Origin of the sequence: Gordonia zhaorongruii (assembly GCF_007559005.1) — a bacterium.
In the GTDB taxonomy this organism is placed as follows: Bacteria; Actinomycetota; Actinomycetes; order Mycobacteriales; family Mycobacteriaceae; genus Gordonia; species Gordonia zhaorongruii.
The window spans coordinates 2,760,706-2,786,437 of record NZ_CP041763.1; the positions used below are offsets into that span (position 1 = coordinate 2,760,706).

At 66.3% G+C, this 25,732-nt stretch carries 26 protein-coding genes; 9 read left to right on the forward strand and 17 right to left on the reverse strand.

The window, feature by feature from the left end:
- Positions 1-45: 45 nt before the first annotated feature.
- Both FO044_RS12835 and radA read left to right on the forward strand, forming a co-directional pair.
- Positions 46-747 carry a copper-binding protein gene (locus tag FO044_RS12835; protein WP_143965772.1) on the forward strand — a complete coding sequence of 234 codons (702 nt, stop codon included), beginning with the start codon at positions 46-48 and terminating at the stop codon, positions 745-747.
- 179 nt (positions 748-926) lie between these two features.
- On the forward strand, positions 927-2,309 hold the full coding sequence (gene radA / locus FO044_RS12840; protein WP_132992275.1) for a DNA repair protein RadA: 1,383 nt from the start codon (positions 927-929) through the stop codon (positions 2,307-2,309).
- A 37-nt stretch (positions 2,310-2,346) separates the two neighbouring features.
- Here the strand turns inward: radA and FO044_RS12845 are convergent, their stop codons facing one another.
- Positions 2,347-2,874 (reverse strand): PaaI family thioesterase, encoded by a 528-nt coding sequence (locus tag FO044_RS12845; RefSeq protein WP_244945764.1) that lies wholly within the window; start codon positions 2,872-2,874, stop codon positions 2,347-2,349.
- Between the two features lie 67 nt (positions 2,875-2,941).
- Between FO044_RS12845 and disA the strand changes: the two genes are divergently transcribed.
- Complete coding sequence (disA, locus tag FO044_RS12850; RefSeq protein WP_132992276.1) at positions 2,942-4,039, forward strand: DNA integrity scanning diadenylate cyclase DisA; 1,098 nt, start codon at positions 2,942-2,944, stop codon at positions 4,037-4,039.
- A gap of 85 nt (positions 4,040-4,124) precedes the next feature.
- On the opposite strand, the gene FO044_RS12855 is transcribed toward disA, so the two are convergent.
- Positions 4,125-4,889, reverse strand: coding sequence for a hypothetical protein (locus FO044_RS12855; protein ID WP_132992277.1), 765 nt, complete (start codon positions 4,887-4,889; stop codon positions 4,125-4,127).
- Between the two features lie 93 nt (positions 4,890-4,982).
- Positions 4,983-5,600: a carbonic anhydrase gene (locus FO044_RS12860; RefSeq protein WP_132992278.1), complete on the reverse strand. Its 618-nt coding sequence runs from the start codon at positions 5,598-5,600 to the stop codon at positions 4,983-4,985.
- On the opposite strand from FO044_RS12860, the gene FO044_RS12865 reads away from it, so the two are divergent.
- A complete protein-coding gene (locus tag FO044_RS12865; protein ID WP_143965773.1) occupies positions 5,599-6,507 on the forward strand; it encodes an HhH-GPD family protein in 909 nt (302 codons plus the stop codon). The genes FO044_RS12860 and FO044_RS12865 overlap by 2 nt on opposite strands.
- Positions 6,508-6,587: 80 nt before the next feature.
- On the opposite strand, the gene FO044_RS12870 is transcribed toward FO044_RS12865, so the two are convergent.
- Positions 6,588-7,388, reverse strand: a complete 801-nt coding sequence (locus FO044_RS12870; RefSeq protein ID WP_425323584.1) for an alpha/beta fold hydrolase — start codon at positions 7,386-7,388, stop codon at positions 6,588-6,590.
- Positions 7,389-7,473: 85 nt separating this feature from the next.
- Between FO044_RS12870 and FO044_RS12875 the strand changes: the two genes are divergently transcribed.
- Together FO044_RS12875 and FO044_RS12880 are read left to right on the forward strand one after the other, a co-directional pair.
- A complete protein-coding gene (locus FO044_RS12875) occupies positions 7,474-7,788 on the forward strand; it encodes an antibiotic biosynthesis monooxygenase family protein (RefSeq protein ID WP_132992281.1) in 315 nt (104 codons plus the stop codon).
- A 129-nt stretch (positions 7,789-7,917) separates the two neighbouring features.
- On the forward strand, positions 7,918-9,375 hold the full coding sequence (locus tag FO044_RS12880; protein ID WP_132992282.1) for an aldehyde dehydrogenase: 1,458 nt from the start codon (positions 7,918-7,920) through the stop codon (positions 9,373-9,375).
- Between the two features lie 94 nt (positions 9,376-9,469).
- Here the strand turns inward: FO044_RS12880 and FO044_RS12885 are convergent, their stop codons facing one another.
- From FO044_RS12885 to FO044_RS12940, 12 genes are all read right to left on the reverse strand, one after another.
- Positions 9,470-10,096 (reverse strand): hypothetical protein, encoded by a 627-nt coding sequence (locus FO044_RS12885; protein WP_186290552.1) that lies wholly within the window; start codon positions 10,094-10,096, stop codon positions 9,470-9,472.
- Complete coding sequence (locus FO044_RS12890) at positions 10,096-11,019, reverse strand: hypothetical protein (RefSeq protein ID WP_143965775.1); 924 nt, start codon at positions 11,017-11,019, stop codon at positions 10,096-10,098. Before FO044_RS12890 ends, FO044_RS12885 begins: the two co-directional genes overlap by 1 nt.
- The gene (locus FO044_RS12895) at positions 10,983-12,407 is read right to left on the reverse strand and encodes an MCE family protein (protein ID WP_143965776.1); all 1,425 of its coding nucleotides are present in this window, start codon (positions 12,405-12,407) and stop codon (positions 10,983-10,985) included. The genes FO044_RS12890 and FO044_RS12895 overlap by 37 nt, the downstream gene beginning before the upstream one ends.
- A complete protein-coding gene (locus FO044_RS12900) occupies positions 12,407-13,738 on the reverse strand; it encodes an MlaD family protein (protein ID WP_143965777.1) in 1,332 nt (443 codons plus the stop codon). Before FO044_RS12900 ends, FO044_RS12895 begins: the two co-directional genes overlap by 1 nt.
- Positions 13,735-14,991 carry an MCE family protein gene (locus FO044_RS12905; protein ID WP_132992286.1) on the reverse strand — a complete coding sequence of 419 codons (1,257 nt, stop codon included), beginning with the start codon at positions 14,989-14,991 and terminating at the stop codon, positions 13,735-13,737. Before FO044_RS12905 ends, FO044_RS12900 begins: the two co-directional genes overlap by 4 nt.
- A gap of 1 nt (position 14,992) precedes the next feature.
- Positions 14,993-16,153, reverse strand: coding sequence for an MCE family protein (locus tag FO044_RS12910; RefSeq protein WP_143965778.1), 1,161 nt, complete (start codon positions 16,151-16,153; stop codon positions 14,993-14,995).
- Complete coding sequence (locus FO044_RS12915) at positions 16,150-17,208, reverse strand: MCE family protein (RefSeq protein WP_143965779.1); 1,059 nt, start codon at positions 17,206-17,208, stop codon at positions 16,150-16,152. Before FO044_RS12915 ends, FO044_RS12910 begins: the two co-directional genes overlap by 4 nt.
- Positions 17,198-18,373, reverse strand: a complete 1,176-nt coding sequence (locus tag FO044_RS12920; RefSeq protein ID WP_143965780.1) for an MCE family protein — start codon at positions 18,371-18,373, stop codon at positions 17,198-17,200. The genes FO044_RS12915 and FO044_RS12920 overlap by 11 nt, the downstream gene beginning before the upstream one ends.
- 6 nt (positions 18,374-18,379) lie before the next feature.
- A complete protein-coding gene (locus tag FO044_RS12925; protein WP_132992289.1) occupies positions 18,380-19,231 on the reverse strand; it encodes an MlaE family ABC transporter permease in 852 nt (283 codons plus the stop codon).
- Between the two features lie 2 nt (positions 19,232-19,233).
- Positions 19,234-19,998, reverse strand: coding sequence for an MlaE family ABC transporter permease (locus FO044_RS12930; protein WP_132992290.1), 765 nt, complete (start codon positions 19,996-19,998; stop codon positions 19,234-19,236).
- A gap of 93 nt (positions 19,999-20,091) precedes the next feature.
- Entirely contained in the window at positions 20,092-20,982 is an 891-nt protein-coding gene (locus tag FO044_RS12935) for a 3-oxoacyl-ACP reductase (protein ID WP_132992291.1), read from the reverse strand.
- Positions 20,983-21,110: 128 nt separating this feature from the next.
- On the reverse strand, positions 21,111-21,299 hold the full coding sequence (locus FO044_RS12940) for a ferredoxin (protein WP_132992292.1): 189 nt from the start codon (positions 21,297-21,299) through the stop codon (positions 21,111-21,113).
- Between the two features lie 146 nt (positions 21,300-21,445).
- Between FO044_RS12940 and FO044_RS12945 the strand changes: the two genes are divergently transcribed.
- The 3 genes from FO044_RS12945 to FO044_RS12955 are packed head-to-tail and all read left to right on the forward strand — an operon-like array spanning position 21,446 to position 25,278.
- Positions 21,446-22,630: an acyl-CoA dehydrogenase family protein gene (locus tag FO044_RS12945; protein WP_143965781.1), complete on the forward strand. Its 1,185-nt coding sequence runs from the start codon at positions 21,446-21,448 to the stop codon at positions 22,628-22,630.
- A gap of 21 nt (positions 22,631-22,651) precedes the next feature.
- On the forward strand, positions 22,652-23,779 hold the full coding sequence (locus FO044_RS12950; protein ID WP_143965782.1) for an acyl-CoA dehydrogenase family protein: 1,128 nt from the start codon (positions 22,652-22,654) through the stop codon (positions 23,777-23,779).
- An 8-nt stretch (positions 23,780-23,787) separates the two neighbouring features.
- Complete coding sequence (locus FO044_RS12955; protein WP_244945765.1) at positions 23,788-25,278, forward strand: AMP-binding protein; 1,491 nt, start codon at positions 23,788-23,790, stop codon at positions 25,276-25,278.
- Positions 25,279-25,303: 25 nt separating this feature from the next.
- Here the strand turns inward: FO044_RS12955 and FO044_RS12960 are convergent, their stop codons facing one another.
- Positions 25,304-25,729: an HIT family protein gene (locus tag FO044_RS12960; protein WP_143965784.1), complete on the reverse strand. Its 426-nt coding sequence runs from the start codon at positions 25,727-25,729 to the stop codon at positions 25,304-25,306.
- Between the last annotated feature and the right edge of the window lie 3 nt (positions 25,730-25,732).

Genomic DNA, 25,732 nt, shown 5'->3' on the forward strand with positions numbered 1-25,732 from the left:
GCGTTCGCATCCGGCGGACAGTGCGACGACCACCCGGAGGAAAAGGTGTCAGTGCTCAATCGGACTACCGGCCGTCTGGCCAAGGCTGCGGCCGTCGGCGCTTTCGGCGTCGCGATCGCCCTCGGCTCCACTGCCTGCAGCGCAGGCAAGATCTCGCAGACCACGAACCAGCTTCCTGCCGTCAACGGTGGAGCCGGAACCATCGGTCTCGCGCCGAGCGAGATGAACGGCGAGACGATCTCGAACGGCCAGATCTCGATCCGCAACGCACAGATCGTCTACCCGGTGAAGAACTCCGACGCGACCTTCGACAAGGGCGGTCCGTTCGACGTCTCGTTCGCCATTGCGAACGACAGCCCGACCCGGGAGATCAAGCTCGTCGAGATCATCGGTCCGCAGGGCTCGAACGTCGAGATCACCCCGCCGAAGTCGGGCGACTCCGCGTCGCAGACCGGCGGCTCGACCATCGCACCGAACGGTGTTCTCATCGCCGGTGTTCCGGCGAACGTCAACACGGGTGCAGCGCAGGCAGCCGACATCGAGCGCGGCACCGTCACGCTGAGCAACGCCAAGGGCGTCCGTCCGGGTCTCAACATGCCGTTGGTGTTCAAGTTCGAGGTCCACGACCTCTCGGGCAAGCGGATCGAGACCGTTCAGACCTCGGTCGAGACACCGGTCGATGCGGGCACGCTCCCCGAGCGCCGGGACGCGATCGCGGATGCCCGCGCCGAGCAAGGCGAGCACTGACCGAATTTCTTCGAGCGCCCCGGCCGATCGGCCGGGGCGCTTTTTCATGACCTGCGCTCCCGGTGGCCCGGTCTGCGGCCCGCCCGGTCGCTCGCCCTCCGGTTCGCCCCCCGCTCCGTCTCGGCGATGACGTGACCTCTCCCCACTCGATTGTCGGCATCCCCGCATAGAGTTGGGCCGTGGCTAAATCCAAGGCGGTCTTCCGGTGCACTGCATGCGGTCATCAGGTCGCGAAGTGGGTCGGACGGTGCCCCGACTGCGGCGAATGGGGATCGATCGAGGAGGGCGTGCCCGCAGCTGCATCGTCGGGCACCTCGTCGGTGGTGCCTCGTAGCCCCGCGCGACGCATCACCGACGTCGATGCGGGCACGTCCAGTGCGGTCCCGATCGGCATCGCCGAGTTCGATCGCGTGCTCGGTCGCGGCATCGTGCCGGGTTCCGTGGTCCTGCTCGCGGGCGAGCCGGGCGTCGGCAAGTCGACGTTGCTGCTCGAGACCGTCAAGTACTGGGCGGCGCAGGAGAAGACGGCGCTGTACGTCACCGGCGAGGAATCGGCGGGCCAGGTCCGTCTGCGTGCCGAGCGCACGAGCGCCGTGCACGAGAACGTCTATCTGGCCGCCGAGACCGATCTCGCAACGGTCCTCGGACACGTGGAGGACGTCCGTCCCAGTCTGCTGATCGTCGACTCGGTGCAGACCCTGGTGGCGACCGGTGTCGACGGCGTGACGGGTGGCGTGACCCAGATCCGGGCGGTCACCACCGCTCTGGTGTCACTGGCCAAGACCAGCGGGATAGCGATCATCCTCGTCGGCCACGTCACCAAGGACGGCAACGTCGCGGGCCCACGCTCCCTCGAGCACCTCGTCGACGTAGTGCTCGCCTTCGAGGGCGACCGGCATTCGTCGTTGCGCATGGTGCGCGGCATCAAGAACCGCTTCGGACCATCCGACGAGGTCGGATGCTTCGAGCAGCGGTCCGACGGCATTCACCAGGTGAGCGACCCGTCGGGCATCTTCGTTCACGAGCATCCCGCCGACGTACCGGGCAGCGTCGCGCTCGTGGCGATGGACGGCCGGCGCGCGATGGTCGGGCAGATCCAGGCTCTCCTCAACAAGACGGAGATGGCCTCGCCGCGGCGCGCGGTATCCGGACTGGACGCGGCGCGCGTCGCGATGATGCTCGCCGTCGCGGAGAAGCACGCCAAGATCCAGACCGGTAAGAGCGAGGTCTACGCGTCGACGGTGGGCGGCATGAAGGTGACCGAACCGGCGGCCGACCTGGCAATCTTCCTGGCCATCGGTTCGTCGGCGGATAACAAGGCCGTACCGTCGACGACCGTCGCCATCGGCGAGGTCGGTCTCGCAGGCGAGATCCGGCGGGTCTCATCGACGGCCCGGCGAGTCGCGGAGGCTAAGCGGCTGGGTTTCCGCCACGCGATCATTCCCGCAGGCACCGACGAGGAACTTCCCCGAGGCATCTCGATCACCAAGGTCTCGCACCTCGCCGACGCCATGCAAGCCGTGACCTCGCGCCGACCGCACCTGGTCGATGCACCCTTCTAGCGGATCGCCGGTCGCGCACAGGTTCCCGACCGTCTCGTCAGGGACGCGAAGACGTCACCCGCTTATCGAGGTAGTCGGCGAAGTGCTCCTTCACATCGATCACGATGAACAGGGCATGGGCACCGGCGACGGGCTGCTCCGGATCGCCCAGGTGCGCACGTGCCTCGATGTAGACCTTGCGTCGCTGCCGACCCAGAATCCGCGTCGAGAAGTGCAGCGTCGACCCCAGCGGTATGGGCTTCGCGTAATCGACCTCCAGGTGCGCCGTCACCACCGGTGCACCGATCAGCAGCGGAGAGGTGCCCATCACCTCATCGAAGGCCGCTGACAGCACGCCGCCGTGAATCACCCCGGGGCCGCCCTGCATCCAGTCGACGACCTCCATCTCCGCGGTGACTGTCAGCCCCTCTCCGGCGAGGACATCGAGCCGCAGGCCCACCGGCGCATCCGCGCCGCAGCCGAAGCACATGCTGTGGTGCAGACTGATGCGCTCACCGGGAGGAGTCGCCTTCGGGTGCCGCGTCAGCGGTTCGAGGTCTGCGGGTGGAACAAAAGTGGTTTTCACATCCGGATACGCTAACTGGTGGTCCGGTACTCACCGAAGCCACGTTGACCGCGAGAGGCGATATGCGATGAACGACACGTCGAGGGCAGACCAGACCTGGTCGGACCTGACGCGCCAGACGCTGCGCCGCGTCGCACCCGGCACCGGGCTCCGTGACGGGCTGGAGCGGATTCTGCGCGGCGGTACGGGCGCACTCATCGTGCTCGGATACGACGACGACATGGAGCGCATCTGCGACGGCGGATTCCACCTCGACGTCGAGTTCGCACCGACACGGCTTCGTGAGCTCGCGAAGATGGACGGCGCGGTGGTGCTGTCCGCGGACGGGCGGCGCATCGTGCGCGCCAACGTCCAGCTGGTTCCTGATCCGGCGATCCCGACGGAGGAATCCGGTACCCGGCATCGCGCCGCCGAGCGGACCGCCGTGCAGATGAAGGTGCCGGTGATCGCCGTCAGCTCGTCGATGTCGATCGTCAGCGTCTACGTCGACGGTCAGCGCCGCGTGGTGGAGAATCCGGACGCGATCCTCTCGCGAGCGAATGTCGCGTTGTCGACCCTGGAACGCTACAAGTCGCGACTGGACGAGGTGAGTTCGCAGCTCTCGCGTGCCGAGATCGAGGACTACGTTCTGCTGCGGGACGCGATGAGCAGTGCTCAGCGCATGGAGATGGTGCGGCGCGTCTCGATCGAGATCGCCGCCTATGTACTGGAACTCGGTGTCAACGGTCGCCAGGTCGCGCTGCAACTCGAAGAGCTGATCAGCGACAACGACACGATGCGGGAACTACTGGTCCGCGATTATCACGCCAGCCCCGAACCCGCGGGCACCGAGCAGGTCCGGCAGATCCTGGAATCCGTGGAATCACTCTCGGACGCCGATCTGCTCGACCTGACCATGGTCGCCGGGGCGTTCGGATATCCGACGACGCTCGACTCCCAGGACACCGCGATGAGCCCGCGTGGATATCGCCTGCTGGCGCGCATCTCGCGGCTGCAATTCGCTCATATCGACCGTCTCGTACGGAATTTCGGCACTCTGCAGTCGTTGCTGGCGAGCAGCGCAGCCGATCTGGAAGCGGTGGAGGGAATCGGCAGCATCTGGGCTCGGCACATCCGGGAAGGACTGTCCCGGCTCGCGGAGAGCAGCCTGGAGCGCTTCGACTGACGCGATCGCCGGTCCGTTCGAACACTTGCCCTGAATCATCGCTTGCTCAGCGCCCCAACGGGTTCGCGGAGCCCGCGGCGAGGTGTTACTGCTGAGCGGGGCGCACCACGTTGAACGTGATGGGCGCCGACTCCTTCTCGCCGAGCTTGGCGATGGCCTGGTAGCCACCCGCCGGGATCTGGGTGCGCGGCTTCTTGCATCCAGGGCTGCTCGTCGTACCCGACCAGGTGATCGTGTCGCGTACCTGCTGCCCCGGACGGAGAACCTGTTCGTTGACGGTCTTGTCGGGAGCGCAGTCCTGCGCGGACCACAGGGTGCGTGCCCCATCGAGTGATCGGACGATCACGTTCTGTGCGTTCTTACCGATGTCGCGAGAGCACTCGGCGAGTCCGCCGTTCGTCGTGACGATGGTGAACTCGGGTTGATCTCCTGCAGCGTACGTCGGCTTGTCCGTGTAAAGGACCACCGAAAGGCCCTGGTCGGCGCACGTGTTGCCGTCGCGTCCCGCAGGAGCGGCCTCCGGAGCAGAGGATTTCGCGGGGTCGCCGGACTCCGGTGCGGCGCTGGGGTCGCCGCCCTGCCCGTGATCGCCACCGCCGCTCGGGGCTTCACTCGATACCGGCGAATCCTTCTTCGCGCTCGAGGGCGCGGGCGGCTTCGGCGGGGCGGCGTCTGCGGTGGATGACGCCGCGGCTGCGTTCTGCGGATCCGAATCGTCGCCGGAGCCGCTGCCTCCGGCCCATACGATCAACGCGATGACGACGGCGACAGCGACTACTGCTCCGACCACGCCGACTACGCGGCGTCGCCAGTACACCTCGGGAGGCAGGGGTCCCTGTGGATCGATCACGATGCCAGGTTATCGCCGCAAACCCGGCGCAGACGGCGACGCGGCGCGGCGTGTCGCGGATTGGCGTGATACTCGCCCAGCTATTCGGGCCGGCTATTCACCGATGTCGCCGACAGTCTCCACAACCTGTACGCGGGCGTCGTCGAGGCTGTAGCTGAGGCCGACGATCGCGAGACTCCCGGCTTCGACGCGTTCGGCGATGACCCGGCTGCGCTGCATCAGCAGGTGCACGGTCTCCTTCACGTGGCGCCCGACGAAGCCGTAGTAGTCCGAGATCCCCTCGGCACGGCCCGCGAGCACGCTGGGCGTGACCTTCTCGACGATCGTCCGGACGTATCCGTTCGGAAGCGTGTTGTTGTCGAGCGCCTCCAGCGTCGCCCCCACCGCCCCGCAACTGCTGTGCCCGAGCACGACGATCAGCGGTACGTCGAGTACGTCGGGACCGAACTCGATCGTGCCCATGACGGCCTCGTCGAGCACGTGGCCTGCCGTGCGCACCACGAACATGTCGCCGAGCCCCTGGTCGAAGATGATCTCCGCAGCCAACCGCGAGTCACCGCAACCGAACAGCACCACATGGGGCGACTGGCCGCCGACGAGACGCTCACGATCGGCGGTACCCTGACTCGGATGAATCGGGGCATTGTCTACGAACCGCTGGTTGCCCTCTTTGAGGACCGCCCATGCTTCCGCGGGGGAGAGATCTTTCATGTCGCCTAGTGTGCCACCTCACCATCTGGTGGCTTGGTTCGACTGCCACCACCGGGATCTCCCGTGGCGTGAACCCGGGTTATCGGGCTGGCAGATCTTGATCAGCGAGATCATGCTTCAGCAGACGCCCGTCGCTCGGGTGATCGAGCCGTGGACCGCCTGGGTGAACCGTTGGCCGGTCCCATCCGCGATGGCGGCCGAACCGGTCGGCGAGGTAGTCAGAGCCTGGGGAAAGCTCGGGTATCCACGCCGTGCGATGCGGCTTCACGAGTGCGCGCGCGTGCTTGCGTCCGAGTACGGCGACGTGGTCCCCGACGACGTCGAGACCCTGCTGGATCTGCCCGGCATCGGCGATTACACGGCTCGCGCGGTCGCCTGTTTCGCCTATGGGCGACGAGTGCCGGTCGTGGATGTGAATGTGCGCCGAGTGATCGCCCGGGCCGTGCACGGACGTCAGCACCCGGGCAACCCGAGCCGCCGCGATCTCGCTGACGCCGAAGCACTGCTCCCGCGTTCGCCGGACGGGTCCCCGGCTCCTGAGGCACCGCGCTTCTCGGCCGCCCTCATGGAACTCGGAGCCGTTGTGTGCACTGCTCGTGAGGCCCGGTGCGGTCGGTGCCCGCTCGAAGCTACGTGCACGTGGGTCGCATCGGGGCGGCCGGAACACGCGGGGCCCGCACGGAGAACCCAGAAGTTCGAGGGCACCGACCGGCAGGCGCGCGGACGGCTCCTCGATGTACTGCGCGCGACCTCGGGCCCGGTGGAGGGTGCCGCGTTCGACGTCGCCTGGGAGCGCGATCCAGGGCAGCGCGCCCGCGCACTCGACTCCCTGCTGGTCGACGGACTGGTCGAAGTCACCGATGACGGCCTCTTCCACCTCGCAGGCGAGGCCCCGTCCGACCGATGACGGAGTGGCCGGCCGTCTCGATGATCGACTCCCAACTCGATGATTGAGCCGGGAGGAGCGAAGCGACGACCGAGTCGAAATCAGCGGGGCAACCCCGACAGGAAGGCTTCCACCGCACCGCGGAAGACGCCGGGGGCGTCATCGTGCACGAGATGCCCGGCACCGTCGGCACGGAGGTAGGTGGTTCCCGGGCGGTCCGCCATCCGCGCCATCTGCCCCGGAGGCGTGACCGAGTACTCCGCCTCCAGTAGGAGCGCGGGCGCGGCCACGGCCTCCCACTGCTTCCAGAAGTCCCGGTTGGCCCACTCATCGGCGATGTCGGTCCAGACTGGGATCGAGCCGTGCAGCCGCCCGTCGTCGAACGCCTCGTAGAAGTACCTGCCCGCGACGTCGCCGAACATGTCGACGGCAGCCTGCATGTTCTCGAACTGGTCGGGCCAGCTCTCGAACCACGGCGTCCACGCACCAGTCGACCGGCCCCGGAAGTCCGGCGCCATGTCCTCGACCACGAGGGCCGTCACCAGTTCCTCGAACTCGGCCGCCGCACACCAGGAGTGCAGTCCGCCCATCGAGTGGCCGATCAGGACTGCGGGCCCACGGTCGATCCACGTCAGGATCTCAGCGAGGTCGGCGACGAATCGCTCCGTGGAGATATCGCCGGGGTCGACGGACTCCGCACCCCGATGGTTCGCGGAGTCGAAGGTGAAGACGTGGCCGTAACGCTGGAGCCACGGAATCTGCCGTCCCCATGTGCGGCCCCTGCCCATCAGCCCGTGGACCAGCACTATCGCGCCGAACCCGCCGTCCCCGGTTTCCAGTCCACCGTGATCGAGCAGGTCGGCACCTGCGATCGACGGCACGGGCACGGGGTACGACTCCACGGTGCCCGAGCCTATCGTCCGTGTGCGCCGGCGGCGTGGTCTGAGCGCCGACCGCATCGTCGTGTCCCCGCGTAAGCTCGGCCCCATGGCTGTTGTGAAGATCAATGCAATCCGCGTGCCCGAGGGCGCCGGCCCCGAACTCGAGAAGCGTTTCGCGGCGCGCGCCGGCGCCGTCGACGGGTCGCCGGGGTTCCTGGGATTCCAGCTCCTGCGCCCGGTCAAGGGCGAGGACCGCTACTTCGTGGTGACCCAGTGGGAGGACGAGGAGAGCTTCGACGCATGGGCGAACGGCGATGCCAGGGCCGCCCACAAGAGCGACCGGAAGCCGGTAGCGAGCGGAGCCGACCTCCTCGAATTCGAGGTCGTGATCGACGCTCCACCGCAGTCCGCAGCCCAGTGATCGGGCCCGCTCGGTAGCTGCGGCACCGAGCAGCATCGGGGCGCATCCGGCTCAGATTTGTAGAACGTGTTCTAGAATTTGTTCTAGTATCGAGAGAATCCGAACCCTCTCACGATGTCTGGAGCCCCCATGAGCGACCCGATCGAGACCACTGAGCTGTACATCGGCGGCAAGTGGGTGACCCCGCACTCCGCCGACGTGCTCGAGGTCCACTCACCGGCGACCGGCGACAAAGTCGGATCGGTCCCGGCCGCCGACGCAACGGACGTCGACACCGCGGTCTCCGCGGCGCGCACGTCCTTCGATTCGGGAGTCTGGCGGAACACTCCGCCGAAGGAACGGGCAGCGGTCATCCGTCGCGCGGTGGAACTGATCAACGAGCGAGCCGGCGAGATCGGCGCGTTGGTCTCCGCCGAGATGGGGGCGACGCCGGGTGACGTCGCCACGCTGCAGCAGTTGGCCGGAACCGGCTGCCTGGACGCATACGCGGCGGCGGCCGAGGAGTACCAGTGGGAGGAGACGCGCACCGGAATCTTCGGGGAGACCCGGGTGGTGCGCGAAGCGGTCGGCGTCGTAGGCGCGATCATCGCATGGAACGTTCCGCTGTTCCTCTTCTGCAACAAATTCGGGCCCGCGTTGGCGGCCGGCTGCTCGGTGGTGCTCAAGCCCGCCCCCGAGACTCCCCTGAACGCGAACATGCTCGCCGAGATCTTCACCGAAGCAGGCGTTCCCGAAGGCGTCATCTCGATCGTCCCGGGCGGCGTCGAGACCGGTAAGGCGCTCGTCGACCACCCCGGCGTCGACAAGATCACCTTCACCGGCTCCACCGCGGCCGGCCAGACGATCGCGGCACGCTGCGGGGAGCAACTCAAGCGCGTCTCACTCGAACTCGGAGGCAAGTCCGCGGCCATCGTCCTGGACGACGCGGATGTCGCGGCAAGCGCTCCGATGCTGGTGTTCTCCGGCGTTCTCAATGCCGGTCAGGCATGCGTCGCCCAGACACGTGTGCTGGTCCCGCGTGCGCGCCACGACGAGATCGTGCAGGCGATGGTCGACGTCGCATCGACGTTCACCCCCGGTCTGCCGGACGATCCGGAGACCAAGGTCGGACCGATCATCAACGACAAGCAGCACGAGAAGGTCACCGGCTACATCGCGAAGGGCAAAGCCGAGGGCGCGACCGCAGTGCTCGAGGTACCCGCGCCGTCGATCGGCACCGGCAATTTCGTCGGTCCCACCATCTTCACCGGTGTCACCAACGACATGACCATCGCCCGCGAGGAGATCTTCGGTCCGGTCATCAGTGTCATCGCCTACGACGACCTGGACGAGGCGATCGCGATCGCCAACGACTCCGACTACGGTCTCGCAGGCTCGGTCTGGACCGCCGACGTCGAGAAGGGCGTCGACGTCGCCAAGCAGATCCGAACCGGGACCGTCGGCATCAATTGGTACGCGATCGATCCATCGTCCCCGTTCGGCGGCTACAAGAAGTCCGGCATCGGGCGTGAGAACGGCAAGGAAGGCCTCGAGGGATACCTGGAGCACAAGGCGATCCTCATGCCGATGGGCTACACATCGAACTGACCGGCTGAATCCCCCGCGAGAAGCGCCGCCGCACTCCTGGTGCGGCGGCGCTTCTTCGCATGGTCCGTTCAGTTCACCGAGTTCGGGCGCCCCGTCAGCCCCCGGGTGCGGGTGCGGGAGCCTGGCTCTGTCCGGAGCCCGGGGCGGCCGGCTTCTCGCCGCCGCCCGGGATCGGCACCGCCGTCGATGGCGGCGCATCCACCTTCTCGACCCGGTCACGGAGCGAGTTGTCGTCGAGGATGTCGATCCCGGAGATCTTCCACTCGCCGCTCTGGCGGGTCATGTCGTACACGAGCCTGCTCGCGTCGACCTGAGCCTCTTCGGTCGTTCCGCGGCTCGACGACTGGTTCATGAAGACCAGGACCTTCGCCGAGTCACGGGTGTTCTCCATGACGGCCGTGCCCTGGATGGTCACCTTGGTGACGATCTTCTGCTTCTTCACCTCGTCGACGACGTGGTAGTCGGTCATGTTCTTCTGGAAGCTCTCACGCTCCGACCCGACCAGGAACTCCATCGTCCGGTCGACGTTCGTGGCCACCGTCTTCGCGTCGCGCTCGAACATCACCTTCGTGTACTGCCCGGCAGCCACCGCAGCGGACGCACGGGCGTCCTCCTCGGCGTTCATGCTCCAGTAGCGGATGCCGGTCAGCACCGCGGCCACGATCGCCGCGACGAGCACGAGGCCGCCTACTCCGGCCAGCAGTCGCATCTTCGCACTCATCAGTTCACCCACTCGAGGTTCGTCATCTTCAGCTCGCCGTTGATCCGCGTCATATCGACCCGCGCGCGGAACGTCTGGACGTCCGGGTGCTCCGGATCCTCCGGGGCGGTGGCCTTCCACGCGAACACGATGAGCACCGAGCCCGAGTCGGCCTCCACCTTCTCGGCTGCCGACGCAGCGATCGTCGTCTCGGTCTTCATGTTGTCCTTGCGGATCAGTTCGGCCGCCTGCTTGATCGAGTCGCGCATCTGCTGCTGCGCCCGACCGCTCGTGTGCTCCTTCGCGAATGCCTGCAACTTGTCCGCGTTCTTCGGATTCAAGGTGGTCATCGTCACGATCGCCTCTTGCGCGAACTGGTTGTACTCGGCGCGCAGGTCCCGCTTGTCATCGATGCGCGACGACAGGACGGTGAAGATCACCGTCGCGACGATCGCGCCGATCAGCACGAGCGCCGCGAGCGAGACGGCCAGCGCGGGCAGCAGCTTTCCCGGAGCCGACGATCCCTTCCCGACGGGCGCTTTCGCCTTCACCGACGTTCGACGCTCGCGGTACCGGACCTCCCGTTGCCGATCGTCCGCCGAAGCGGAATCCGCATCCTCCGTGGAGGCGGTGTCCGCATCCGCTGCGGAGCTCGCGTCAGCAGCACTCGTGTCAGCAGTACTCGTCTTCGCGGCATCGTCCGCGGCATGCTCTGCCGCCGTGTCGTCTACCGAGCTGCCATCAGCATTGCCGTCTACGGCGCTGTCGTCTGCGGCGCTGTCGTCTGCTGCGGGCTCGGCAGCCGCAGGCGTCTCGGGACCGGGTCGCGTCCCCTTCCGACGCCTCGACAGCGGACTGGACCGCTGTACCGAGCTTGTTTCCTTCTTCGGGCCGTCGGATTCCGGCTTCAGGACTTCACCGTTTTCGTGATCAGGTCGTACCATTGCTTCTTCTGGTTGCTTTGCTCGTTTCCGAGCTCGGTCGTGTACGTCTTACCGTCCGGACCGATGAACTTCCCCGTCTTTGGATCGTACGTGGTCGCGTACGACGCCGGACTCGCGTCGTGATCGGTCGGCGTACCCGGCACCACGTGCCCGGCAGGTTGTTTCGGCAGGTCAGTGCCCGGTAGTCCGTTCGGCAGAGCCACGTTGTCGCGTTCGGACGGAACGAATCCGGTCCGGCACTCGGCAGGCGTCGGGGCACGACGACCGGGGAACTCCACACACGGGAAGTTTCGAGCGCCGCGGACCGCGGTGTTCGAGTCCTGCGGCAGCCTGCACAGCATCCCCGGTGGGAGGTCCTGGGCCTTGGTCGCCGACGGGAACCGCCACTGATCGGGCGGCAGGAAGCCGACGGTGCACGTCGGCGGATCCTGGAACCCGAGACCGAAGCTCACGTTGGCGCCGTGCCGGTTCGACCCGGTGTTGAGTGCGGTGATCAACGCAGAGAGCACGCGCGGGTACAGCACGATCGTCTGCCGAAGGTTGGGCAGGTACACCGCCTGGGTGTGCGCAGCCACCCGCAGGTTCGCGATGCCTCGCTCGAATCCCGGCCCCATCTCCGAGAACAGGCTCTCTGCCTGCTGCGCGACTCCGGGCCCCTTGGCGAGGATGTCGCTGATGTCCGGGCGGCTGGCACGCAGCTGATCGGTCACCTTGGTCATGTCGGCGGTCCAGCTGCGGATCTCGTCGGCGGTCCGGTTCTGGGTCTCCAGAATCGGACCAGCCTGGCGAACGAGCGAGATCACCGAGTCGACGTTCTTGTCCATCGAGTTGACGAACAGCGTCATGGAGTCCATGAGGCGCTGCAGGTCGGGCGCGGTCCCGTTGAACGCGGTGAACGCCTCGTCCATGAGCGACCGGACCCCGGTGTCGCTGACATCGGCGAGCAGATCATCCGCCCGATCGAGCATCGACGAGATCTCGACCGGCAGGTCGTCGGTGTGCACGGTGTCGCCGTCGCCGAGAGAATCCCCCGACGCGTCCTGCGGCGGGTTGAACGCCACGAACTGCTCACCGATCGCCGAGACACTTCGCACCGATGCTGCGGAGTTCTTCGGGATCGAGGTACCGGAGTCGATGGTCAGCTCGGCCTGCACTCCGTCCGAAGTCAGGTGAACTCCCTTCACCTTGCCGACGTCGACGCCGCGGAAACTGACGTTCGCGTTCTGGTACAGCCCGCCGGTCGACGGCATCGTCAAGTTGACGGTGTAGCTGCCCACCCCGAACATCTGCGGAATGCGGATGTAGAAGACGGCGACGATGACCAGCGACACGATCGAGACGAGGCTGAAGATGACCAGCTGCATCCGTACGAAGCGGGTGATCTTCATCAGTTATCTCCCCTCTTCTTCGTCGCGGACGGCGACTTGGTAGCGGTGCTGGTTCCCGCACCCCGCTTCTTCGACTTCTCGGAATTGCTCGAGGCCGGGTTCTTCGGCGCCAGCTCACTCGGTGAGGGGTTCGCCGGATCCTTGCGCTTGCGCTTCGTGGGGCCCGGCTTGAGCGGTGCGGCGAACGGGTTCGCCCCGCGCTTGGCTTCTCGGGCCGGCGTGCCGAAGACGCCCTCCGGACCGCTCACCGACGAGATCATCGTCTTGTTCAACCGACCGAAGGTCAGGTCGAGGACCAGATCGGAGTTGACGTAGTCGCCCTTGACGATGTCGTCGATGCGATCCTCCTTGAACGGGAAGGTCAGCAGCACCCGCAACGATCCGGCCAACGCGGGCCCGGTCTGTGAAAGCTGCTCGAGAAGTTCGCGCAGGTTCGGAACGATCGTCTTGATGTCGTCACCGTTCTCCTGCAGGACGTCGTTCACCGTCGACGACAGGTCCCCGACGTTCCCGAGGGCTGTCGTCAGGTTCTTGCGCTGATCCACCAGGAGCTGAAGGATCTCCGGACCGGATTCGAGCGCCTTTTCGACGGTCGGCGTCTGGGCGTTGATGCTCGCGGTCAGACGGTCCAGCCCCTCCATCGCCGAGATGATGTTCCCGGTCTGGTCGTCCAGATCGCCGACCAGCGTGTCGAGCCGCGGGATCAGGCTGCGCAGATTCTTGCCGTGGCCGCCGAACACGTCGCTCAACTCGTGCACCACATCACCGACCTGCGACAGACCGCCGCCGTTGAGCACCACAGACAGCGAGCTGAGCACCTGCTCGGTAGTCGGGTACATGCACGGATCCACCTGCTGCGCCGCGGTGATGTCCGGGACCGGCTTGCCCTCCGGCAGCGCGATGTTCTTCTGCTCCGGGCAGCTCGGCAGTGGAAGGCTGCCGCCTTCCTTGACGAATTCACCGGACTTCTTCTCCGGCGGCACGATTGCGATGTGCGAGGACCCCAGAACGCTGGTCATGCCGATCATCGCGTGCGAACCGGTCGGCACCGTGACGCCCTTATCGAGGCGCAGCGCCACTTCCGCGGTCCAGTCCTTGATCTCGATATCGCCGACGCTGCCGACGGTCGTGTCGTTGATCATCACCGGAGCGTTCTTCACCAGACCTGCAGCGGACGGGATGCGTGCGGTGATCTCGTAGGCGTCGCCGCCGGTTCCGGGCGCGCCGATCGAGGCGAGCGACGTGATCCCGTCACTCCCGCAACCCGCGAGCGGGACGATCATCGCGACCCCCACCGCGAGAGCGGCCAGCCGTTTGCCCGGGGAGATCATCGGTCACCCCCGAACGGCACGAGGAGCTTCGTCAGCGGATCGGGCATCGCGTCACGCGATTCCTTGTCACGCTCCCGAACGCCCTCACGGGCCCGCGCCCGGACGCTCGCGTCCTGATACTCGATCTGGTCCGGCTTCGCTGCCCGGCCGATGACGGGGTTCGCCATGAACGGCGGGTAGTTGACCACGATGTCCTTCATGATCGGCGCCACCACGTCGACGCAGTGCTCGATGTCCGAACCGGAGTCCTCCGGTCGCCCGGTCGACGCCATGCTGCCGCAGAGCAAGGTGATCAGATTGTTGCCCATGCCGAGGCCGAACACGCCGTCGAGCGAACCGAGCAGCGGGTTGTAGATGTTGAAGAAGTTGGCGAGCTGTGTGGGCGCCGAGTGCAGAAGTCCGCGCAGCTGCTGGTCCTTGCGCTTGAGAGTGCCCGAGAGCTGAGCCAGCTTGTCGACCGTCGAGACCATGGTCGAGCTGTTCTCGCCCAGGAAGCCCTCGAGCTGGCCGATCGCCTCGTTGAGGTTGGTCATCGCGTCGCCGAGTTCCCGGTCGCTGCCCGCGATCACATCGCTGACCGTGGCCATCCGGCCGTTGAACTGCACGAGTTGCTCGTGGCTGGTCGACAGCACGTCGGTCAGCTTCTGCAAGTTCTTGACCGTGCCGAACACGTCGTCGCGATTGTCCGAGAGCGTCCCCATCACTGCGGACATCTCCTTTATCGAATCGGCGATCGCCGGGCCGTTCCCTTCCAGGTTCTTCCCGAACGTGTCGACGGCGCGCGCCGCCGTGCCCTTGTCCGCGCCGTCCGGACCGATCGCCGTCGACAGCTCATCGAGCTGCTTCTTCACGTCGTCCCATTCCATCGGAACGGCGGTCCGCTCCATCGGGATGTCGGCGTTGTCGCCCATCTTCGGGCCGGCGGAGTACGAGGGGGTCAACTGGATGAAGCGCCCGGACACCAGCGACTGCGCGACGACGACGGCACGCGCGTCCGCGGGGATCGGGGTCTCCTTGTCCACGCTCATGACGACTCGCACATCGTCTTTGCGCGGATCGATCTCGGTCACCTTGCCCACCGGCACGCCGATGACCCGCACGTCGTCTCCCTCGTACAGGCTGGCGACATGCGGGAAGTACGCGGTGACGGTCCGCGTGGTCGCGCGCTTGACGCCGAACCACACGCCTCCGGCGATCAGGCAGAGGACGACGACGACGGCGATGATCGCCCACGCCCGGCGGGTGATGCCCATGTCAGTTGCCCCCGTTCGACGGCGTCGGGTACGAGCGCTTCGGTTTCGGACGGTCCACGTCCGGCGCGTCCGTGTTCGGGCCGCGCTCGTAGTTCTTCGGGAAGAACGGCGACCCGCTGTAGTCGTAGAAGTACTTGGCTGCTTCGGGGTACTTGCGCTGCAGCACCCGCATGAAGGCGCCCGTGTAGTCACCGAATGTCGGCAGACCGACCAGCGAGGAGAAGTACGGGCCGTTGCTGACCGCCTCGCCGAGGATGTTGGCGTACGGACCCAGGTTGTCGATCGCCTGCTCGAAGTTCTTCTCGTTGTCGTTCAGAATGTCCTGCACCCGATTGAACTTCTCCAGCACCGGACGCAACTGCTCTTCGTTGTCGTCGACGAAACCACTGATCTGAGCGGTCACATCACGCGTCCCGCGAATGATCTGGCGCACCGCTTCGCGACGCATCTGCAGTTCCCCGAGGAGGGAGTTCGCGTCGATGAGCATGGTGCGCAGCTGATCGCTCCGCTTGGCGACCACGTCGGTCACCCCGCGCGCACGGTCGAGGAGCTTGCTCAGCGCGTTGTCGCGGGAGGCGATCGCCTTGGAGACCCGGCCGACGCCCTCGACCGCGCCGCGGACGTTGTCCGGGGTCTTCGAGAAGGTATCCGACATCGCGTCGAGCGCCTTGTTCAGCTGGTCGGTGTCGGTCGCCTCCAGCGTGGTCGTCGCGTCGTCGAGCGCGTCGTTCAGCGAGTACGGCGCCACCGTCGAATCGACCGGGATCGACTGACCCGGTTCCAGGTGGCCGTCGCCGATCGGGGTGAGGGTCAGGTTGCGGCGGCCGAGGACCGTCTCGGTCTTGATCGCGGCCCGGGTCCGGTCGCCCAGAACCACGGTGTCGTTCAGCCGGAAGTCGATCTTGGCTTTCAGCCCATCGTCGGTGTCGGCCAGGTTCACCCCCTCTACCTTTCCGACCTCGATGCCCGCGACCATGACGACGTCGCCGGTACCCAGCCCGCCCGCGTCGTCGAAGTAGACGTCGTACGTACTGAGCTGAGAGAGATACGGGAGGCGGTCCATCTGCATCGCACTGATCACGAGCATCGCGGTGACCAGGACGCCGATGACGCCGACGGATGCTTTCGACCGCTTCATGCGCGGGGTGTTCGCCTCGCTCATTGCGCGCACCTCCCGCCGGCCGTCGTCGTGTCGCCCATGGAGTCGATGGCGGTGTAGTAGTAGCTGGTGTTGCCCGGTCCGGGCAGGAGCAACCGGATCCGGCAGAAGTAGATCTGCAGCCAGGATCCGTAGCTGCCGAGATTCGACAGCTTCTTGAAGTCGCCCGGCAGCTTGCCCAGCAGATCACGAATGAACGGCTCCGCCTTCAGCGCTTCCTCGGAGGTCTGGCCGAGTGCGGTGATCGCCCGTTTGGTGTCCGGACGCACGGTCTTCATCAGGCTGGCCAAGCCGGTCGTGGCATCCGCGGTCTGGGAGATGGAGCGGCCGATGACGTCCTTTTCGTCCGCGAGTCCGGAGATGAGCTGCTGGAGACGGTCGACGCTCTGGTCGAGCCCCTTCTTATCCGCGTCGAGGGTTCCGAGCGTCTTGTTCAGGTTGTCGATGACGCTGCCGATCAGCTGGTCGCGATCGGCGATCTGGTTGGTGAACGACGATGTGCTCTCCAGGAGCGTGTTCAGCGATTCGCCCTGTCCCTGGAAAACCGAGATCAGCGCCGACGACAGCTTGTTGACGTCGGCCGGATCCATCGTCCGGAACAGCGGCTTGAATCCACCGAGCAGACTGTCCAGGTCGAGGGCCGGCTGCGTGCGCTGCTCCGGGATCTCGCTGCCCGGCTCGATCGTGTCGCGCAGACTGCCGTCGCCCGGCTGCAGATCGAGATACCGATCGCCCGTCAGGTTCTGGTACCGGACGAGTGCCCGGACCGTCTTCGGCAGACGGTAGTTCTCGCTGACACTGAACTCGACGCGTGCCTTGTTGTCCTCGGTGAGATCGATGCTCTTCACCGAGCCCACCTCGACACCGGCGATCTGCACCGAGCTCCCCGACTTCATCGCCGAAGCGCTGGTGAACATCGCCGAGTACGTCTCGCTGCCGCCGCTCTGGTAACGGCTGAAGACGATCACAAGCCCTGCCAGGACGACGATCATCGAGACTGCGAACGCACCGAGTTTGATCACGGTCGCGCGAAGTGCGCGGGCGCGACTATCGGCCATCAGTACCTCCGAAGAGCAGGTTGAACAGCTTGCGCGACTCCACCTTCGGCTTGGTGCGCGGCTGATACGGCTGCGCCGCGTTGTCGATGACGTAGAACGGGATCTTCTCCTCCGACTGCACGTTCGAGAGTCCATCCTGGCAGGTGGGCGGACCGTCGCCCCCGACCTTCGGCAGATCCTGCGGGTAGCGGTACGGGTCCTTGCCCGGTGTCAGGCCGGCGTCGAGGAGCAGCATGCCGTTGCGGCCGCCGAGGACATCATCCGCGATGTCGGCGGTGTCGTTCGCGGCGGTGATGAAGCAGCGCAGACCGGGAGCCTGGTAGCCGAGGAGCTTCGTCACCGGATTCAGGTCGCTCAGGGTGCTCATCAGGTTCTTCTTGCTCTTCGAGAGCATCGAGTTCGCCGTGCTCGCCATACCGGAGACGTTGACGAGGAGACTGTCGAGGTTGGCGGTGTTCTCGACGAGCGTGTCGCCGACGACGGTCGCGTTGTCGATGGTCCGCATCAGGTTCGGCATCACGTCCGCGTACACGTTGGTCGCGTCGGCCGCTTCGGAGAACAGCCGGTTGAGCTCAGGGAGATGCTGATTGGTCTTGCCGAGGATGTCGTCGAGCTTGACGAGGGTGTCGCCGATCTTCTTGCCCCGGCCGTCGAGTGCTTCGTTCATCGCACCGATGACCACGTTCATCCGTTCGGGTTGAACGTCCGCGAGCAGGCTGACGAGTTGCTGGTAAACGGTGTTCAGCTCGACGACGACGTGGTCGGCGGCGATCTCAGCGCCTTCACGCAGGGTCCCTGCGGGGCCCTCGTCCGGAATCACCAGGTTCACGTTCTTGGCGCCGAAGATCGTGTTCGATTTGATGTCGGCTCGCACGTTGGCCGGGATCTTCTCCATCTCACCCGTGGTGATGCCGAGCACGAGCTTCGCCTTGTCGCCGACCTCGTCGATGGTCTGGACGCGACCGACGGTGACGCCTCGCAGCTTCACCTTCGCGTCGGGGTTCATGACCAGACCCGCGCGCGGAGCGAACAACGTGACGGACTTGGTGCTGTCGAACCAGCCGAGGAACTGACCCGACGCCAGCGCGACGATGCCGACGAGCGTCCCCACCATGATCAGAGCCGCGACCTTGCGAACTCCGTTACTCCGTCCCTGCTTAGCCATACCGCGTCACCCGGCCAGGTTGAAGTTGCCGTCGGCGCCGTAGATGGCGAGCGACGTGAGGAGTGTGATGACGACGACGACGATCAGCGACGCGCGGACCGCGTTGCCCACGGCCACGCCGACACCGACCGGACCGCCGGAGGCGTTGAAGCCGTAGTACGTGTGGATGAGCATGACCGCGACAGCCATGCAGATCGCCTGGACGAACGACCACAGGATGTCGGACGGAATGAGGAACGTCGAGAAGTAGTGGTCGTAGACGCCTGCCGACTGGCCGTAGAGGAACACGGTGGCGAACCGGCTGGCGAGGAATGACGCCAGTGCCGCGAGCGAGTAGAGCGGGATGATCGCCACGAGACCCGCGATGATGCGCGTGCTCACGAGGTAAGGGATGGAGGAGATCGCCATGACTTCGAGGGCGTCGATCTCCTCGCTGACGCGCATCGCGCCCAACTGTGCCGTCGCACCGGCGCCGATGGTGGCCGCGAGCGCGATGCCCGCGATCACCGGGACCGCGATGCGCACGTTGATGAAGGCGGAGAAGAAGCCGGTCAGCGCCTCGACACCGATGTTGGCGAGTGAGCTGTAGCCCTGGACGGCGATGGTGCCGCCGGTGAACAGCGTCAGGAACCCGACCACCACGACGGTGCCGCCGATCATGGCGAGTGCGCCCGTGCCCATCGAGATCTCCGCGATCAGGCGCAGCGTCTCCTTCTTGTAGAGGCGCAGCGCGCGCGGGATCGAAGCGATCGAGTCCCAGTAGAAGAGCGCCTGGTCGCCGATTCCGTTCCAGTCGTCGCCTGCGCGCTTGAAGGCGACGCGCGCAGTGCGGAATCGTGTCGTATTCGGAAGAACCATCGTCAGCCCATCGTCGCCTTGAGTCCGACCGCGGTCACGACCACGTTCACCACGAACAACGCCATGAAGGAGTAGACGACCGTCTCGTTCACCGCGTCGCCGACGCCCTTCGCGCCGCCCCGCACGTTGAGTCCCCGATAGCAGCCGACCAGTCCCGCGAACAGTCCGAACAGCGCAGCCTTGATCATCGAGATGACCAGCTCGCCGAGGCCGGTGAGGAGCGTCAGGTTCGCGATGAAGGCACCGGGGTTCGCGTCCTGCAGATAGACGGAGAACACGAAGCCGCCCGCGATGCCGATCGTGCAGACGAGGCTGTTCAGCAGGAGCGCCACACCCGTGGAGGCGATGACTCGTGGAACGACGAGTCGGTGGACCGGGTTGATGCCGAGAACCCGCAGAGCGTCGATCTCCTCGCGGATCGTCCGGGCGCCCAGATCGGCGCAGATCGCCGTCGCACCGGCGCCCGCGACGATGAGCACCGTCACGATGGGGCCGATCTGCGTGATCGTGCCCAGTGCGGCACCGGCACCGGAGAGGTCCTGCGCGCCGATCTCGCGAAGGAGGATGTTCAGCGTGAAGCTGACCAGAACGGTGAACGGGATGGCAACGAGTAGCGTGGGTACCAGGGAGACCCGGGCGATCGCCCAGGACTGCTCAACGGTCTCCCGCCACTGAAACGGTCGGCGGAACAACTCGCGTGCGGATTCGACACCGAGATTGACGAAGTCCCCCACGCCGTTCATCGGGGCGGCAAGCTTCTTGAGCAACACCCCTCCTCCCGCTTGTGCAGGGAACTTATCACGCAGGCTTGGGCCGACCGCGCCAGTACCGGACATCGAAAACTCACGAGCGCAAAAGCGCTATTCCATCAAATCGGACGCGGAGAACGTCGCCTCACCCGCAGGCGACGCGAAGTACTCCGACAACGAATCCGACAGTGATTCAGCATCCCACGCGTCGGTGTCAGCGGTGAAGACCTCGCGAACACTGGGTGCAGCCATCAGTGTGACCTTGGGTCCGTACACGACGAACACCTGGCCGGAGACATCTGCCGCGGCCGGACTCGCAAGATAACGGACCAGGGTCACGACATGCTCGGGCGACAGTGGATCCACACCGTCGGCCGGAGCGTCACCGAACACCTTAGCGGTCATGGCGGTGCGTGCTCGCGGGCAGATGGCATTAGACGTCACCCCGTAGCGCGACAGTGCCCGCGACGCCGAGAGCGTCAGCGCGGTGATGCCCGCTTTAGCTGCGCCGTAGTTCGCCTGACCTGCCGGACCGAGCAGGCCGGCTTCGGACGACGTGTTGATGAGTCGTCCGTACACGGGCTCCCCCGCCGCTTTCGACGCGGCGCGCCAGTGCACTGCGGCATTGCGATTGAGCAGGAAGTGCCCGCGGAGGTGGACTCCCAGGACCTGGTCCCAGTCGTCGTCGGACATGTTGAAGAGCATGGTGTCCCGGGTGATCCCGGCGTTGCTCATGACGATGTCGAGGCCGCCGAGGTCGTCGGTGGCAGTGCGCATGATCTCGCGTGCGGTGCCCGCGTCGGAGATATCGCCTGCGACGGCGACGCCCCTGCCGCCAGCCGCGGAGATCTCATCGAGGACGTCGCTGGCCTGCAGGGACTTCTCGAGGTCGTTGACGATGACAGTCGCCCCATCAGATGCGAGACCGATCGCCTCGGCCCGTCCCAGTCCGGCTCCCGCGCCGGTGACAACGGCTACTCGGCCCTCCAACGTCTGAACCACCAGTGCCCCTTCCACGATCCATGCCGCGGCAGAGCGCTTCGTCCACCACCGGCCCGTTAATTAGAACATGTTCTAACACATGCTCCTAGTCGCACCGAAATCTCTCAGGCGACACGGGTCGGCACCCGTCATTCGAGCGAGAGCGCCGACTTCGGGCACGACCCGACAACCTGGCGCATCTCCTCGACCCGGTCCTCCGGCACGTCTTCCTGAAGAATCACCAGGTAGTCCTTGTCATCGAGTTCGAAAACGTCGGGCGCCATGCCCACGCAGACCGCGTTGGACTCACACAGATCGAAATCGCACTTGACTCGCATCTCATCCTCCTGACATCTGGCACCCGCGGCATTCGCGGATGCGACTCCTACACATTAGAACGTGTTCCATATACGTTAGAACGTGTTACAGAAGTAGCCAAGCACACGGGACGATACGACGCCCGGGATCGCAGGAGACCGACCTGATGCGCATCGCGTACACCGCCGAGCAAGAGAAGTTGCGCAGCGAACTGCGCGACTACTTCACCGGCCTCATGACGCCCGAACGGCGTGCCGCCCTCAACAGCGGCGACGGCGAGATCGGCGAAGGCGACGCCTACCGCGACGTCGTGCGCCAGATGGGGCGGGACGGCTGGCTCGCGCTCGGCTGGCCTGCCGAGTTCGGCGGGGCCGACCGGTCCATGATGGATCAGCTGATCTTCACCGATGAAGCCGCGATCGCGGGCGCCCCGGTTCCGTTCCTGACCATCAACTCGGTCGCGCCGACGATCATGCAGTACGGCACCGACGTGCAGAAGGAGTTCTTCCTTCCGAAGATCGCGGCGGGCGATCTGCACTTCTCCATCGGATACTCCGAACCCGGCGCGGGCACGGATCTGGCCGCACTGCGCACGACCGCGGTGCGCGACGGCGACGACTACGTCATCAACGGCCAGAAGATGTGGACCAGCCTCATCCCGTACGCCGACTACGTCTGGCTCGCCTGCCGCACCGATCCGGAAGCTTCCAAACACAAGGGCATCTCGATGATCGCGGTGCCCACGACGGCCGACGGCTTCTCGTACACGCCCGTGCACACGATGTCGGGCGTCGACACCAGCGCGACCTATTACCAGGACGTACGGGTACCGGTGTCCTCCCGGGTCGGCGAAGAGGGCGGCGGCTGGCCGCTGGTCACCAATCAGCTCAACCACGAGCGCGTCGCGCTCTGCAGCGCCGCGCCGATCCAGACCGCGCTGCGCGAGACCATCGCCTTCGCAGCCGAGCCGACCGGTAACGGGACCCGTCTGATCGACGTGCCATGGGTGCGCTCGAATCTCGCACGCGTCCACGCCAAGGTGGAGTTCCTCAAGCTCATCAACTGGAAGATCGCGTCGATCGCAGCGCAGGGCGGTTCCCCGTCTCCTGCCGACGCCTCGGCCACGAAGGTGTTCGGTACCGAGTTCGCCACCGAGGCCTACCGGTTGCTGATGGAGGTGGCCGGCCCGTCGGCGACGCTGCGCCAGAACTCCCCCGGCTCGCACCTGCAGGGTCGTCTGGAGCGCTACGCCCGAACGTCGCTGATCCTCACGTTCGGCGGCGGCACCAACGAGATCCAGCGCGACATTATCGGAATGCTCGCGCTGAAACTGCCCCCGGCCCGTCGCTGAGACCAGTCAGAAGGATCACTCATGGATTTCACTCCCACCGAAGCAGCCGACGATCTGACCCGGCTCACCGCCGACATCGCGGGTCGCATCGTCACCACCGAGCGCACGGCCGACCTCGAAGCGCAGGGTGCCGCCATCGACGAGCGCCTGTGGACCGAGATCGCGCGTGCCGGTCTTCTCGGTCTCGCGGCGCCGACCTCGATCGTCGGCGAAACCGGCGCAGATCTCACCACCCTGGAGACCACGGCTGTCGCATCGACCCTCGGGGCGGCACTGGCGCGCGTGCCGTATCCGCAGCACGCGGTAGCCGCGGTGCCGCTGATCGCGGAGTACGGACCCGACTCGTTGCGCGATTCCATTCTGGGCAAGGCATGCACGGGGGAGGCCGTGGTGACCGCTGCGGTCGAGGAGGATCTGAACTTCGATCTCCTGTCCCCTGCGACCACCGTCTCCCCGGCGGGCGCTGTCACCGGCACCAAGGTCGATGTGCCGTTCGCGGCGGCCGCCGACGCCTTCCTGGTGTTCGCCGCGGGACCCGACGGACCGGTCGCCGCGGTAGTGGACGCAGCCGCCGACGGCATCGAGATCACCGACACCCCGGTCACCGGACTCACCCCCGTGCATACGGTGACCTTCGCCGACGCACCGGCCGAACTACTGGCAGGTGGCGCCGAGACCGTCCGGCTTGCACGCGAGCTACTCCGACTCGGTGTGGCCGCGGACCAGGCCGGAGTGGTCTCCGGAGCCCTGGAGGCGACTGCGGAGTACGCACGCGAACGCGAGCAGTTCGGTCGTCCGATCGGTTCGTTCCAGGCTGTCGCCCAGCGGCTCGCCGACGATTACATCGACGCGCAGGCTCTGTCGCTGACCGTGACTCAGGCCGCGTGGATGCTGTCCGGCGAACCGGTTGCCGACCGCTCCGACGTCACCCCGGCCGCGATCACCGAGGCCGTCGACACGGCCGCGTTCTGGTCGGCCGACGCGGGCCATCGCGTCGCGCACACGACGGTGCATGTGCACGGCGGGGTCGGCATCGACACCTCGCACCCGGCCCACCGGTTCTTCCTGCGCGCCAAGCAGAACGAGTTCACCTACGGATCGTCGCCCGTCGTGCTGGCCGAACTCGGTGACGCCCTGGCGGCGGAGTGAGCGAAACGGTGACCACCGGCCGGGCCACGCTGACAGATCTACTCGCCGGACTCGAGGAGGTCGACGATCGCGGCATCTGGTTCGAGGGGTCCTTCACACCGTGGCGAGACCATCTGCGGGATGCGCGGATCCGGGCTGCGGCACTGAGATCCCTGCTGCCCGAGGGCGCACCCCCGCACGTCGGTGTGCTCCTGCCGAACTGCACCGAGTTCAGCAGTCTCTTCGCGGGGGCCGCGATGGGCGGTTTCGTCCTCGTCGGGCTCAACTCGACGCGACGCGGTGCCGCGTTGGCCGCCGACGTGGTGCGCGCCGACTGCCAGGTCGTCCTCACCTCCCCCGACACTGCCGGACTCCTCGATCCGGCAGTCGATGTGCGGACCATCGACGTCGAATCCGCGGAGTGGGCCACCCTTCTCGCCGGGTTCGGAGCCGCCGACTTCGAGCCGCGCACTCCCGCACCGGACGATCTGACGATGCTGATCTTCACCTCCGGCACCACCGGTCATCCGAAGGCGGTCCGCTGCAGTCAACGCAAGTTCGCCGAACCGGGATCGATGCTGGCCGAACGCTTCTCGCTGGGACCCGAGGACGTGGTCTACCTGTCGATGCCGATGTTCCATTCCAATTCGCAGATCGCGGGCTGGTCGGTCGCCGCCGCCTCAGGCGCTTCGGTGGTCATCCGACGCACCTTCTCCGCCAGCGGGTTCGGCGACGATGTCCGCCGCTACCGCGTCACGTACGCGAACTACGTCGGCAAACCGCTGCACTACATCCTCGCGACCCCGGAGCGGCCCGACGATCCGGACACGTCGCTGCGGATCGTGTACGGCAACGAAGCGTCCGCGGCAGACCGGCTGGAGTTCGCCCGCCGGTTCGGCGCACGCGTCGTCGACGGCTTCGGTTCCACCGAGGCCGGTGCCGCGATCACCCGCACACCCGACACACCGAACGACGCATTGGGTCCGCTCCGCGAACCGGTGCTGATCGTGGACCCGCAGACCGATGAGCCGGTGCCCGCCGGGGTCGTCGGCGAGATCGTCAACTCTTCCGGCCCAGGCTATTTCGACGGTTACTACGGCGACCCGGCGGCGACGGCCGAGCGGATGCGCGGCGGGATGTACCGCACGGGCGACCTCGGGTGGGTCGACGAGAAGGGCTTCATCCACTTCGCCGGCCGGTTGGGCGACTGGCTGCGGATCGACGGTGAGAATATCGGGACGCAGCCCATCGAGGCCGTGCTTCGCAGGCATCCTCTGGTGCGGGAATGCATCGTCTTCGGTGTGCCGGTCGAGATCGGCGATGCGGTCGGCGCCGTGCTGGTGGCCCCCGGCCTGACTCGAGCCGGGTTCGACGGCTTCCTCACCGACCAGCCGGACCTCGGCCGCAGACAGCGACCGACCCGGGTGTGGCTCGTGGACGAACTTCCGCAGACGGCGACGTTCAAGGTCGCGAAGGCTGCCGTCGTCACCTCGCTCGGCGCGCCGACCTGGTCCGGTTAGCGAAGGAGCCGACCGAACCGGAACACTAGTCGGCGACGTTCTCGCGGTAGCCGAGTGAACGCAGGCTCGCGCGAATGCGCTCGGCCGAGTCGTCGAGTGATTCCGGCGACGGATCCTGCTCGGCCTTCGTCAGATCGAACACCTCGAGCGAGTTCGCGGGAAACACGTGGATGTGCAGGTGCGGCACCTCGAGTCCGGCGACCAGCAGCCCCATGCGCGGAGCGTCGAAAGCGTCCTTCACGGCCCGGCCGACCTTCTGAGCGACATCGGAGAGGTGGGTGAACGTCGGAGTGTCGATCTGCTCCCAGTGGTCGATCTCCTTGCGCGGCACCACGAGGACGTGGCCGGGGGTGACCGGGTTGATCGTCATGAACCCGACCGCGAGTCCGTCCTTCCAGACGAAACGTCCGGGCAGGTCTCCGTTGATGATGTGCGTGAATACCGAAGCCATGTC